Genomic DNA, 13,288 nt, shown 5'->3' on the forward strand with positions numbered 1-13,288 from the left:
TTTACCTTGCTCTAGAATTTTTAAACTGCTATACTTATAACAGAAAACCCTTCCAAGGAGGTAGCGGATGTCTCATTCCTTTAAAAAATCTCTCCAAAAAGAAATTCTCCATAGAAGCTCTATAGCAGCCTTTGTGACCTCTCTTTTACTACTCATTTTACTTTTTGGTTTTTCCTATTTTTTACAAAAACAACAACTCTCTAAAGATACTAAACAGATTGTAAAACAAGTTCAAGGGATGAAAGAAGCAAATAGTGAGCTCCTAACCACTATGAACCATAAAATGATTCCTGGATTTTTGGATGGCAAACACACAGAGCGAGAAGTCTTTAGCTTATTTTACGAGACAAAAGCTAAATTAAAACTTAGTTCTGACCTCATTATCCTAAGCGATACAGGTGAATTACTATTCAGTACCAATCGAAATCATCAAGAAAGTATTTTATCTCCCTACTATCTAAAACTGCTCATTCAAAATCCTTCTCAAGATAAAGTTACAGAAAAAATTGCACTCTCTTCAGATAAGCAACATTACACACTCTTTATCAAACCACTACTTCAAAACCAACGAGTTAAGGCCTATACTATTGCTTTCGTAAATGAGAATGATTTTATCTCAAGTTTCCCAATGATCAATTCTAAATACATCATTACCGATAGCTTTGGAAATATGTTTTCCAACAATACAAATCAGTTTACTCGTTCCACTCTTGAAAAATTTGATGAAAAACTTCTACACTCTCGCACCCACTGGTATGCGAATGAACCGCTTATTGTTCAAAAAGAAAAAGTCGGTGCTATTTTTTCAATCTATACTTTTCAATCCTTTTTTCCCATTCCTAGCTTACTTGGTCTAGCCTCCGTCCTCACCTTATGTATATTCTTCCTCTACTTCTGGCAAGCAAGACGAATTGCTCACAAAATTGCTACACACAACGCTGTTCCTATTGAAAGCTTGGTTTACCAACTTCAAGAAATTCCCAAACAAGCAGAAAAAAGGCTTTCTCTACAAACAGGTGATGAGTTTGAGTTTATGGCAGAAAAAATCAACAATATGTTGTACGAATTAGATCAACTTCATCAAAAAATGTTGACCATCGAAAAAGAAAAGTGGATTTTTGAAAGAAAAATGCTGGAAGCTCAGTTCAATCCTCATTTTCTCTATAATACACTTGAGACGATTAAAATCACTTCTTTAATGGATGCCACCCTCACACAAGACCTAATTCAAAACCTCACGCGCATCCTTCGCTACAGTATCACGGATTTAGAAAAAGAAACAACCATTTGCCAAGATTTAAAGATTATAGAGGATTACCTTATGATTCATAAGATTCGTTTCGAGCACTTTTCCTATGATATTGTCTGCCCAGAAACTGTTGATAATCAGCCTATCCCTAAGCTTTTCTTGCTTCCTCTAGTAGAAAATGCTATAAAATATGGGATGCAATACCGTATTGATCTTCATATTGATATCCAAATTACCTTGGAATCAGATTCTCTAACTTTTTTAGTCAAGGATAATGCTGGAGGACTCACAAAACAAGAGCGACTCGCTATTTTAGACTCTTTAGAAAGCCCTCATACCCAGCATGGCATCGTGAACAGCTACAAACGATTGAGTAATTTCTTTTCTGATGTCCAGCTAGATTTAGGAGTCAATCGCCAAGGAGAAACTTGGGTCAAATTTATAACGAAAGGACTAACTCATGTTTAAGCTTATTATCGTAGAAGACGAACACCTCATTCGAAAATGGCTAGAGATTGCCGTAGACTACTCTGCCTTGGGTATCCAAGTCGTAGGAACTGCCAGTCACGGTCAAGAGGGAATGAAACTCATCCAAGAAAAAGAACCTCATATTGTCTTAACAGACATCACCATGCCAATTATGGATGCTTTTATGATGTTTGAAGCCACTCGTACTCTCTCCTATGAAAAAGTTATCTTATCAGGTTATAACGATTTTCAAAATGCCAAAAAAGCCATGCAATATGGAGCAGTTGATTTCTTATCCAAACCAATTGATACCAAGGAGTTGACAGAATGTCTTCAAAAAATTGTTTTGCGATTACGAGTTAGCACTCGTCAAGAAACTCCTTTTTTAGAAGAATATCAAACTTTACTCACCTCTATCCAACAAATTGATACACAAAACCAAATCATTCAGCAAATTCTTGAATTTGTGCACCAACACTACTGTATGCACTTTACCATTTCTAGCATTGCAGAGAATCTAGGATATAGTGAGAGTTATCTATATAAGGTTATCAAAGAAGACTTCCCAATGACGCTAAATGAATATATCTTACGCTACCGCCTCAAGCAAGCTATAGATAAAATAGCTGAGTCCCCTAATTCTCCCTTAAGCGATATCTCTGAACAAGTTGGATTTTCAGACTATAAATATTTTGCAAAAGTTTTTAAAAAGTATCTCCATATTTCTCCAAAAGAATTAAAACTTATGGATAAAAATCATTGATGTAAAAGGATTGCTCAAATCAGGCAATCTTTTTATTTTGTACTTATACTAGAGCAAACTATGAAACTCGCTACAAGCTGCTCAAATCTTAGCTTTGAGATCACAGATAAAATGACGTGCTTTGAAGAGTATTACCATCAAAATCTCAGCTAAAATTCACCAATCCTTGCTCTAGGAACTTATTTACTATTTTTCGTTTTAGATTTCTTTAAGGTTTTTATTATATCCTGTAGAACTCTACAATTTAAAGACATTAACAATCTAGGTAGAGAAAATGTTCGTAAAAAAGGAGATACTTATGAAAAAAATACTATTCTTTCTCTCTTGTGGCTGGATATTCCTTTCTTTATCAGGATGTTCTTCACCTATAGAAGCGGAAACTAGCACTGAAAAAGATTCAGATAGCACTTTGGTTGTCTACTCGCCTAACCCTGAAGACCTTATCGAAGAAACAATCCCAGCCTTCGAAGAAAAATATGGTATTAAGGTTGATTTAGTACAAGCCAGCACTGGTGAATTGTTCAAAAAAGCTGAGGCCGAAAAAGAATCCCCTGTAGCTGATGTCATTTTCGGAGGCTCCTACGCCCTCTTCTCTTCTAACGAAAATCTTTTTGAACCTTATATTTCTCAAGAAAACGACCAGATAATCCCTGATTATCAAAACAAAACTGGATTCTACACCCCTTACACACTGGATGTCAGTGTCATCATTGCCAATTCATCCCTTACAAAAGATATAAAAATTGAAGGATACAATGATCTGCTCAATCCTAAATTAAAAGGAAAAATCGCAACTGCTGATCCAAGTAATGCTTCTAGCGCTTTTGCACAATTAACAAACATGCTTGTCGATCAAGGGGGATACGAAAATGAACAAGCTTGGACCTATGTGAAAAATCTATTTACCCTAGTAGATGGAAAGATTGCATCTAGTTCTTCAAATGTTTACAAAGCTGTCGCCGATGGAGAAATGGCTGTTGGACTCACCTATGAAGACCCTGCCTTAAAACTCTTAAATGATGGGGTTGATGTAAAAGTTATTTATCCAAAAGAAGGAACCGTCTTTTTACCTGGTAACGCTGCCATCGTCAAAAATGCCAAACACATGGAAAACGCTAAGAAATTTATCGATTTCCTCCTTTCTCAAGAAATCCAAGATAAACTAGGAACTGAAACAACAATCAGGCCCATTCGTAAAAATGCTAAAACCAATAAAAATATGAAGGCTATGACAGAAATCAATATTGCCACTGAAGATTCCGATTATGTCATTAAAAACAAATCCGCCATTCTTAAAAAGTACAATGATATTTTTACAGATATCCAATCTAAAAAATAAAATTTGACTTTCCAATGATTAACTGTCAAACCCTGCTATAAAATCAAAAAGATTACTTCCGTTTTTGTAGAGAATTTTACTCTAATAGAATAGAATTATCGGTTTTAAAAACGCTTACATTGTTTTAAAATAAACTTAAATAACACAACGGAGGTATCCATCATGAAAAAGAAATGGATGTATTATGCTGCTTGCGGACTAGCTCTTTTTGGTCTTGCTGCTTGTTCTTCTAATGAATCTGCCGATGGCGGTTCATCTGATAAAGGAGACGGCGGTTCGCTAGTCGTTTATTCACCAAACTCAGAGGGCTTAATCGGAGCAACTATTCCTGCCTTTGAAGAAAAATATGGTATCAAAGTAGAACTGATTCAAGCTGGTACTGGAGAACTTTTCAAAAAACTAGAGTCAGAAAAAGAAGCTCCTGTAGCCGATGTCATCTTTGGTGGTTCTTATACACAATATGCTACCCACGGAGAACTCTTTGAAAACTATACTTCAAAAGAAAATGATAATGTTATCAAAGAATATCAAAACACAACTGGCTACTCTACTCCTTATACACTAGATGGTAGTGTTTTAATCGTCAATCCTGATTTAACGAAAGGCATGAACATCGAAGGATATAGCGACCTTCTCAAACCTGAACTAAAAGGAAAAATCGCAACTGCTGACCCAGCAAACTCTTCTAGCGCCTTTGCTCAATTAACAAATATGCTACAAGCTCAAGGTGGTTACAAAGACGATAAAGCTTGGTCTTATGTAAAAGATCTCTTCACACTTATTGATGGTAAAATCGGTTCAAGCTCATCTGGTGTCTATAAAGCAGTCGCTGACGGAGAAATGGCTGTTGGTCTCTCTTATGAAGATCCAGCAGTTAAACTCTTAAATGACGGAGCTAATATCAAGGTAGTCTATCCAAAAGAAGGAACCGTCTTCCTACCTGCTAGTGCTGCTATCGTTAAAAAAGCGAAAAATATGGAAAATGCCAAGAAATTTATCGATTTTATTATCTCTCAAGAAGTACAAGATACACTTGGTACAACCACTACTAACCGTCCTGTTCGTAAAAATGCCAAAACAAGCGAAAACATGAAACCAATTGACAAAATCAAAACACTCACTGAAGATTATGATTATGTCATCAAGAATAAATCAGATATCGTTAAGAAATACAACGAAGTCTTTACAGATATCCAATCTAAACAGTAAAAGAGGTTCACTATGAGTGAGATCAAAATTATTAACGCCAAAAAAATCTACCACGATGTCCCTGTTATTGAGAATTTGAACATTACAATTCCAAAAGGAAGTCTCTTTACCCTTCTTGGGCCTTCAGGTTGTGGGAAAACGACTCTTCTTCGTATGATTGCAGGTTTCAACAGTATCGAAGGCGGAGAATTTTACTTCGATGATACAAAAATCAATAATATGGAACCCAGCAAACGCAATATCGGGATGGTTTTTCAAAACTACGCTATTTTCCCACATTTGACTGTTCGAGATAATGTTGCTTTTGGTCTCAAGCAAAAGAAAGTTCCAAAAGAAGAATTGGTCCAACAGACCAACAAGTATCTTGAACTCATGCAAATTGCTCAATATGCGGATCGAAAGCCCGATAAACTCAGTGGGGGACAACAACAACGTGTCGCCTTGGCACGTGCCTTAGCTGTTAATCCAAGTGTTCTCCTCATGGACGAGCCGCTCAGTAACCTAGATGCCAAACTTCGCTTGGATATGCGTCAAGCCATTCGAGAAATCCAACACGAAGTGGGAATTACAACTGTTTATGTGACCCACGACCAAGAAGAAGCTATGGCTATTTCAGACCAAATTGCTGTTATGAAAGATGGGGTGATTCAACAAATCGGTCGGCCAAAAGAACTCTATCATAAACCAGCTAATGAGTTTGTAGCAACCTTTATCGGACGCACAAATATTATCCCTGCCACTCTTGAAAAACGGAGCGACGGCGCTTATATCGTCTTTTCAGATGGCTATGCCCTTCGAATGCCAGCCCTTGATCAGGCTGAAGCACAAGCTATTCATGTAAGCATCCGTCCTGAAGAGTTTATCAAAGATGAATCTGGAGATATTGAAGGAACTATTAGCGATAGCGTCTATCTTGGACTAAATACTGAATATTTCATCGAGACAGGCTTTGCCTCAAAAATTCAAGTTAGCGAAGAATCAACTTTTGAAGAAGATCTACAAAAAGGCGATCGTATTCGTCTACGAATCAATACTCAAAAATTAAACGTCTTTTCTGCAGATGGTTCCCAAAACCTGATAAAAGGAGTCAACCATGGAACGTAAAAAACTAAATATTTGGACAGTCTCCTCTTTCTTCATCTTTCTTACCTATCTTGTCTTTCTGGTTTATCCTATCGTTACCGTGCTCAAGCAAGCACTCATACATGAGGGACAATTTTCACTAGCTAATTTTGTCACTTTCTTTAGTAAAGCCTACTACTCTGAGACACTCGTCAACAGTTTCAAGGTTTCCATTACCGCTACTGTCACTTCCTTAGTCGTAGGAACCTTATTAGCTTATCTCTTTTCTATGTATGACTTCAAGGGAAAGAAATTTCTACAAATATTGATTATCATTGCTTCCATGTCAGCTCCGTTCGTGGGAGCCTACTCCTGGATTCTCTTGCTGGGACGAAATGGGGTCATTACTAAATTCCTGACAAATGCCCTTCATCTTCCAGCTATCGATATTTATGGATTCAAAGGAATTGTACTTGTCTTTACACTGCAACTATTCCCACTGGTATTTCTATACGTTGCTGGGACAATGAAAAGTATTGACAATTCTCTACTTGAAGCCGCTGAAAGCATGGGGTCCTTCGGATTTAAGCGTATCGTAACGGTTGTTTTGCCTCTCCTAGTTCCAACCTTACTAGCAGCTGCCCTACTTGTATTTATGAGAGCATTCTCAGACTTTGGAACGCCTATGTTGATTGGTGAAGGATATCGGACTTTCCCTGTCCTGATTTATACCCAATTCATTAGCGAGGTTGGAGGAAATTCTGCTTTTGCATCTGCTTTAGCAATTATGGCGATTATCATTGCCTTGGCAATCTTCCTTATCCAAAAATACATTTCAAACCGCTACAGTTTCAGCATGAATTCGCTCCATCCAATTGAGCCTAAAAAAACTACAAAAGGAAAAATGGTTGCCATTTATGCAACAGTCTACGGAATTATCTTGTTCTCTGTTCTACCTCAAGTCTACTTGATTTATACTTCTTTCCTAAAAACATCAGGTATGGTATTTGTCAAAGGTTATTCTCTAAACAGTTACAAGGTAGCTTTCAATCGTATGGGATCTGCTATTTTCAATACCATTCGTATCCCTTTGATTGCCTTAGTTCTAGTTGTCCTATTCGCAACATTTATCTCCTACCTAGCCGTTAGAAAACGGAATTTGTTTACAAACTTAATTGACAGCCTCAGTATGGTCCCTTATATTGTACCAGGAACCGTTCTAGGGATTGCCTTCATTTCTTCCTTCAATACTGGTCTATTCGGAAGTGGATTTCTTATGATTACAGGGACAGCTTTCATCTTGATTATGTCTCTATCTGTCAGAAGATTACCGTATACTATTCGCTCATCTGTTGCTAGTTTGCAACAAATAGCACCAAGTATTGAAGAAGCCGCTGAAAGCTTAGGAAGTAGTCGTCTCAATACCTTTGCCAAGATTACAACTCCAATGATGCTATCTGGTATTATTTCTGGAGCCATCCTATCTTGGGTCACAATGATTTCAGAACTCTCTACTTCTATCCTCCTCTACAATGTCAAAACAAGAACAATGACTGTAGCCATTTATACAGAGGTTCTCAGAGGGAATTACGGTGTAGCCGCAGCCTTGTCAACTATCCTGACTGTTCTAACAGTAGGTTCCTTGCTCTTGTTTATGAAAATCTCTAAAAGCAACAGCATTACACTTTAGTTTCCCCCATCAAAAACAGCCGAAAGGATTACCCTCGGCTGTTTTTTCTTATCTTGATATTCCTATCAAATCCCTAGTTCATAGCAAGCAAGTCTAGACTAATTAAATAGAGGCTTCCTCCATTTTCTCCCGTCCTAGTTCTCGGTAACTACGATCGCCGACAACCTCAACGCTAAACTGACCGTCCTCATATTCAAGGATCGTCACGCTACCATTATCTAGACCATGCGGATGCATGCCATTAATCAGATACACAATGGTTCCAATGGTCATTCCGTGGCTCACGACTAGGGCATTGCCCCCACCTTGCGCTTCCATTTCTTTGGCAATCGCTTCAAAACCTTCCTTGATTCGGCCACTGAGTTTTTCCCATCCTTCAGCCCAACCAGCTGTATCGACCTCTACCAAACCCTCAGCCAGTTCAGCATAAGACAATTGATGAACATGGTCCACATTAAAGATACGAGGGATAATGCCCATGAAAAGATCGCCATCGTAGGCTCCGTCAAAGCTACCAAAACACCATTCTCTGATACGCTTGTCCATGCGATAAGGGATTTTTCCCTGCAAGCCAAGTTCATCAAGGATAATTCCCATTGTCTGAATAGTGCGACCAGAATCACTCGAATAAGCACGCTCAAACTGCAGACCAGATTCTCGCAAACCGATTCCTAATTCTTGAATCCCTCGCTCACCTTCAGCTGTTAAGGGAGTATCGCTCCAACCTTGCGCGCGACCAATCGTGTTAAACATGGTCTTGCCATGACGTACCAAATACAATCGTACTTTTACCATTTTCCGTCCTCCGTTTGCTTCTATTATATCATGGATGATAAAACAAAAGCCACCCATACAGGCGACTTTTGCAGGAGATTATTATGAAAAAGTTTAGGAGTTCTATTAAATAAAGATATTAGATGAAAATCAAATTCAAACTAAATCAGTGTTATCTGTTTCAAATAATATTAGGAGGTCTTTATTTAATGATTATAGTATACACATCCAACCTTAAATAGAACTTAAAATTTCTCTTATTTTTTTAATTTTTAAAACTATGAATTGGTGCTGGGATTTGTCCTCCACGAGAGATGAAATCGACAGACGAAGCCCTATTGACCTTCATAACAGGTGCAGTTCCTAATAGGCCACCAAACTCAATCATATCGCCTTCTTTTCCTTTTGGAATGATACGAACAGCTGTTGTTTTCATGTTAATGACACCAATTGCAGCCTCATCTGCAATCATGGCCGCAATGGTTTCAGCAGGCGTATCCTCTGGGATGGCAATCATATCCAAACCAACAGAACAGATAGCCGTCATGGCTTCTAGTTTTTCCAAATTAAGAGAGCCATTTTGTACTGCAGCAATCATACCCTCATCCTCAGAAACAGGGATAAAGGCACCTGATAAACCACCTACTTGGTTGCAGGCCATCACTCCACCCTTTTTAACTTGGTCGTTCAAGAGAGCCAAGGCAGCCGTCGTTCCGTGCGTTCCAACTGTTTCTAGTCCCATCTCCTCAAGGACACGTGCCACAGAGTCTCCAACCGCAGGAGTTGGTGCCAAACTCAAGTCAACAATACCAAATTCCACACCCAGTCTTTCACTAGCCATCTGACCAACTAATTGACCAATACGAGTGATTTTAAAAGCAGTTTTCTTGACCGTTTCGGCTACTACGTCAAAGCTCTCTCCACGAACTTTTTCCAAGGCACGCTTCACCACACCAGGACCAGAAACTCCGACATTGATGATAACATCTGCTTCCCCGACACCATGGAAGGCACCCGCCATAAATGGATTGTCCTCAACAGCATTAGCAAATACAACCAACTTAGCTGCACCCATATCAGATAAATTAGCCGTTTCCTTGATAATACGTCCCATATCTGCTACAGCCGTCATATTAATACCAGACTTGGTTGAGCCAATATTGACTGACGAGCAGACCTTGTCCGTTTCAGCCAAAGCACGAGGAATAGAATTGATGAGAATCTCATCTCCCTTTTGATAACCCTTTTGTACCAAGGCAGAGAAGCCACCGATAAAGTCCACACCAATCTCTTTCGCAGCCTTATCGAGTGCTTTTGCCAGAACCACATAGTCTGTCGCATCTGTCGCTGCCCCAATCAGAGAAATGGGTGTCACCGATACACGCTTATTAACGATTGGAATTCCCAACTCCGCTGCAATTTCATCCCCAACTGCTACTAAATTAGCTGCCTTGGTCGTAATCTTTTGATAAATTTTCTCCGCAGCACGATTGATATCCGGATCGATACAGTCCAAAAGGGAAATCCCCATGGTAATAGTTCTGATATCGAAGTTTTGCTCCTCAATCATGGCAATGGTTTCAGTAACTTGTCTAATATCCATATACACCTCCTAGATATTATACATAGCTTCGAAAATGGCAGCACTCTGAATATTGATTTTTACATTCAAAGTTTCCCCAAAGGCTTCAAACTCATTACGAAGATAGGTAAAATCTTGCTTTTCATCACTAGAGACGACAGCCATCATCGTAAAATATTCATCCAAAACAGTTTGAGAGATATCATCAATATTCAAACCCAATTCTGCAATTTTACCAGAAACACCTGCAACAATTCCAGATTTATCTTTACCAACAACAGTTATAATCGCTTTCATAAGCAAACTCCAATTCTTCTTTTAATAGGAAACCTGAACATTAAACAGGATTCTTTTCAAATAGTATAGCATAATTCTAACTAAAATACTCAAAAACGCCTGCTTACGAAGTTGTTCTTAAGAAAAAAACAATTTCGTAAACAAGCGTCTACTATCCCAACTTATGATGAGTGTTCCCGCTAGGACCGAGATCCTAGCGGTAGACCAGAGCTAGACTAAGAGCACAAGACTCCATCATCATAACACTCAACAAAATTGATGATTTTATACTAATTCGATGATCGCCATTGGCGCTGCATCACCACGACGTGGTTCAGTTTTAAGGATACGAGTGTATCCACCGTTACGTTCAGCATAACGAGGTGCGATTTCTGAGAACAATTTTTGAAGTGCTGTAGTAGAAGTGTACTTATCAGTTGCTTCATCATAGTTTTCAGATGCGATTTCATTACGTACGAAAGCAGCTGCTTGACGACGTGCATGCAAATCACCACGTTTACCTAGAGTAATCATTTTTTCAACAGTTTTACGGATTTCTTTAGCACGAGCTTCAGTTGTCACGATTGATTCGTTGATCAAAAGGTCAGTTGTCAAATCGCGAAGCATCGCTTTACGTTGTGAGCTAGTGCGTCCTAGTTTACGGTAAGCCATGTATTCCTCCTTTATTTATCTTTTAATCCAAGACCCAAATCAATGAGTTTGAGTTTCACTTCTTCCAAACTCTTGCGTCCAAGATTTCGTACTTTCATCATCTCTGCTTCAGATTTTTCTGTCAAATCATGCACAGTATTGATACCGGCACGTTTCAAACAGTTGTATGAACGCACAGACAAGTCTAGTTCCTCAATCGTACGATCCAAAATACGGTCGTCAGATTCAGTATCAGCTTCTTTCATCACTTCAGTTGACTTAGCAATCTCAGTAAGATTTGTAAACAAATCAAGATGTTCTGTCAAAATACGTGCTGAAAGCCCTAAAGCATCTTCTGGAATAATTGTTCCATTTGTCAAGATTTCAAGGGTTAATTTGTCAAATCCATCATTGCTACCTACACGAGCAGGTTCCACTTGATAGTTGACTTTTGTAACTGGTGTATAAATAGAATCTACAGCAAGTGTTCCAACTGGTGCATTATCCTTTTTATTTTCATCAGCAGGTACATATCCACGACCACTGTTAACAGTCATAGTCGCTTTTAGAGAAGAACCTTCACCGATTGTAAAGAGATAATGATCTGGATTTACAATTTCAATATCGCTATCTGTCAAAATGTCACCAGCTGTTACTTCAGCAGGACCTTCAACATCCAGTTCGATGATTTTTTCGTCTTCAACGTACGATTTCACTGCAATTCCTTTAATGTTCAGAATGATTTGCATCACGTCTTCACGAACACCTGGAACTGTGTCAAACTCATGTAACACACCATCAATGTTGATAGATGTCACAGCTGCTCCTGGTAGAGAAGCTAGAAGTACACGACGAAGAGAGTTACCAAGAGTTGTACCGTAGCCACGTTCAAGTGGTTCGATTACAAACTTGCCATAATCTTTATTTTCATCAATTTTTGTTATATTTGGTTTTTCAAACTCGATCATTTAGTTACTCCCTCTTAAACGAAAAGCAGTGTAATGCGATGATTATACACGGCGACGTTTTGGAGGACGAGCACCATTGTGTGGCACTGGAGTCACATCACGAATTGCTGTTACTTCAAGACCAGCGGCAGCAAGCGCACGAATAGCTGACTCACGACCAGAACCTGGACCTTTTACAGTAACTTCAACTGATTTAAGACCGTGTTCTTGTGCAGATTTAGCAGCAGCTTCAGAAGCCATTTGAGCAGCGAATGGTGTAGATTTACGAGAACCTTTGAAACCAAGAGCACCAGCTGATGACCAAGCAATTGCATTACCATGCACATCAGTAATCATAACAATAGTGTTATTAAATGTAGCGTGAATATGAGCAATACCAGATTCGATATTCTTTTTCACACGACGTTTACGTGTTGGTTTAGCCAAGACTTTTACCTCCTATATTATTTTTTCTTACCAGCAATCGCAACAGCTTTACCTTTACGAGTGCGAGCGTTGTTTTTAGTGTTTTGTCCACGGACAGGAAGTCCACGACGGTGACGGATACCACGGTATGAACCGATTTCCATCAAACGTTTGATGTTCAAGTTTACTTCACGACGAAGGTCACCTTCAACTTTGATTGCATCCACTTCACGACGGATAGCATCTTCTTGATCTGATGTCAAATCACGTACACGAACATCTTCTGAGATTCCAGCAGCAGCCAAAATTTTCTTAGATGTTGCAAGTCCGATACCATAAACATAAGTCAATGAGATTACTACGCGTTTGTCATTTGGAATGTCAACTCCAGCAATACGAGCCATGTTTTCTCCTTTCTATCTTATCCTTGACGTTGTTTGTGTTTTGGATTTGCTGGGCAAATTACCATAACACGACCATTACGACGAATAACTTTACAGTATTCGCAAATTGGTTTGACCGATGGTCTTACTTTCATTTCTTATCCCTCCAAGTTTTTCGATTATTTAAAGCGGTAAGTGATACGTCCACGTGTCAAGTCATATGGACTCATTTCGACAGTAACACGATCTCCCGCTAAAATACGAATATAGTTTTTACGAATTTTACCAGAAACTGTTGCTAAAATCTGATGTCCATTTTCAAGTTCAACCGTAAACATTGCATTCGGCATTGTATCAACTACTTTGCCTTCAACTTCAATCACATCGTCTTTTGCCACGCAAAAGCACCTCCATAAATTTCGATTCGATGCCTCTAGACACAGAGACAACAATTATAAGTCAGACTATC

General features: G+C 38.8%; 15 protein-coding genes. 6 read left to right on the top strand and 9 right to left on the bottom strand.

Features of this window, described 5'->3' with window-relative positions; all coding sequences use genetic code 11:
* The first annotated feature begins 67 nt into the window (after positions 1–67).
* From ACWPV5_RS07660 to ACWPV5_RS07685, 6 genes are all read left to right on the top strand, one after another.
* Positions 68–1,717 carry a sensor histidine kinase gene (locus tag ACWPV5_RS07660; protein WP_454383208.1) on the top strand — a complete coding sequence of 550 codons (1,650 nt, stop codon included), beginning with the start codon at positions 68–70 and terminating at the stop codon, positions 1,715–1,717.
* On the top strand, positions 1,710–2,480 hold the full coding sequence (locus ACWPV5_RS07665; RefSeq protein ID WP_261033670.1) for a response regulator: 771 nt from the start codon (positions 1,710–1,712) through the stop codon (positions 2,478–2,480). The genes ACWPV5_RS07660 and ACWPV5_RS07665 overlap by 8 nt, the downstream gene beginning before the upstream one ends.
* 298 nt (positions 2,481–2,778) lie before the next feature.
* Positions 2,779–3,819 (top strand): extracellular solute-binding protein, encoded by a 1,041-nt coding sequence (locus tag ACWPV5_RS07670; RefSeq protein WP_261054877.1) that lies wholly within the window; start codon positions 2,779–2,781, stop codon positions 3,817–3,819.
* Between the two features lie 162 nt (positions 3,820–3,981).
* A complete protein-coding gene (locus tag ACWPV5_RS07675) occupies positions 3,982–5,028 on the top strand; it encodes an ABC transporter substrate-binding protein (protein WP_000731166.1) in 1,047 nt (348 codons plus the stop codon).
* Between the two features lie 12 nt (positions 5,029–5,040).
* Positions 5,041–6,132 (top strand): ABC transporter ATP-binding protein, encoded by a 1,092-nt coding sequence (locus tag ACWPV5_RS07680; protein WP_049521551.1) that lies wholly within the window; start codon positions 5,041–5,043, stop codon positions 6,130–6,132.
* A complete protein-coding gene (locus ACWPV5_RS07685) occupies positions 6,122–7,780 on the top strand; it encodes an ABC transporter permease (RefSeq protein WP_023945084.1) in 1,659 nt (552 codons plus the stop codon). Before ACWPV5_RS07680 ends, ACWPV5_RS07685 begins: the two co-directional genes overlap by 11 nt.
* 102 nt (positions 7,781–7,882) lie before the next feature.
* On the opposite strand, the gene ACWPV5_RS07690 is transcribed toward ACWPV5_RS07685, so the two are convergent.
* The 9 genes from ACWPV5_RS07690 to infA form a co-directional block, all read right to left on the bottom strand.
* Positions 7,883–8,575 (bottom strand): histidine phosphatase family protein, encoded by a 693-nt coding sequence (locus ACWPV5_RS07690; RefSeq protein WP_247939715.1) that lies wholly within the window; start codon positions 8,573–8,575, stop codon positions 7,883–7,885.
* A gap of 244 nt (positions 8,576–8,819) precedes the next feature.
* Complete coding sequence (locus ACWPV5_RS07695) at positions 8,820–10,157, bottom strand: PFL family protein (RefSeq protein ID WP_454383212.1); 1,338 nt, start codon at positions 10,155–10,157, stop codon at positions 8,820–8,822.
* 9 nt (positions 10,158–10,166) lie between these two features.
* Positions 10,167–10,433, bottom strand: coding sequence for an ACT domain-containing protein (locus ACWPV5_RS07700; RefSeq protein ID WP_020901855.1), 267 nt, complete (start codon positions 10,431–10,433; stop codon positions 10,167–10,169).
* 264 nt (positions 10,434–10,697) lie between these two features.
* On the bottom strand, positions 10,698–11,084 hold the full coding sequence (gene rplQ, locus ACWPV5_RS07705) for a 50S ribosomal protein L17 (protein ID WP_000331493.1): 387 nt from the start codon (positions 11,082–11,084) through the stop codon (positions 10,698–10,700).
* A gap of 11 nt (positions 11,085–11,095) precedes the next feature.
* Positions 11,096–12,031 (bottom strand): DNA-directed RNA polymerase subunit alpha, encoded by a 936-nt coding sequence (locus ACWPV5_RS07710; protein ID WP_000568988.1) that lies wholly within the window; start codon positions 12,029–12,031, stop codon positions 11,096–11,098.
* Positions 12,032–12,073: 42 nt separating this feature from the next.
* Entirely contained in the window at positions 12,074–12,457 is a 384-nt protein-coding gene (gene rpsK / locus ACWPV5_RS07715; RefSeq protein WP_001118385.1) for a 30S ribosomal protein S11, read from the bottom strand.
* Positions 12,458–12,474: 17 nt separating this feature from the next.
* Positions 12,475–12,840 carry a 30S ribosomal protein S13 gene (gene rpsM, locus ACWPV5_RS07720; RefSeq protein WP_000090781.1) on the bottom strand — a complete coding sequence of 122 codons (366 nt, stop codon included), beginning with the start codon at positions 12,838–12,840 and terminating at the stop codon, positions 12,475–12,477.
* A 17-nt stretch (positions 12,841–12,857) separates the two neighbouring features.
* Complete coding sequence (rpmJ, locus tag ACWPV5_RS07725; RefSeq protein WP_001808836.1) at positions 12,858–12,974, bottom strand: 50S ribosomal protein L36; 117 nt, start codon at positions 12,972–12,974, stop codon at positions 12,858–12,860.
* Positions 12,975–12,998: 24 nt separating this feature from the next.
* Positions 12,999–13,217, bottom strand: a complete 219-nt coding sequence (infA, locus tag ACWPV5_RS07730; protein WP_001029883.1) for a translation initiation factor IF-1 — start codon at positions 13,215–13,217, stop codon at positions 12,999–13,001.
* Positions 13,218–13,288: the final 71 nt, after the last annotated feature.

The sequence above is a fragment of the Streptococcus sp. Marseille-Q7156 genome (assembly GCF_965119495.1).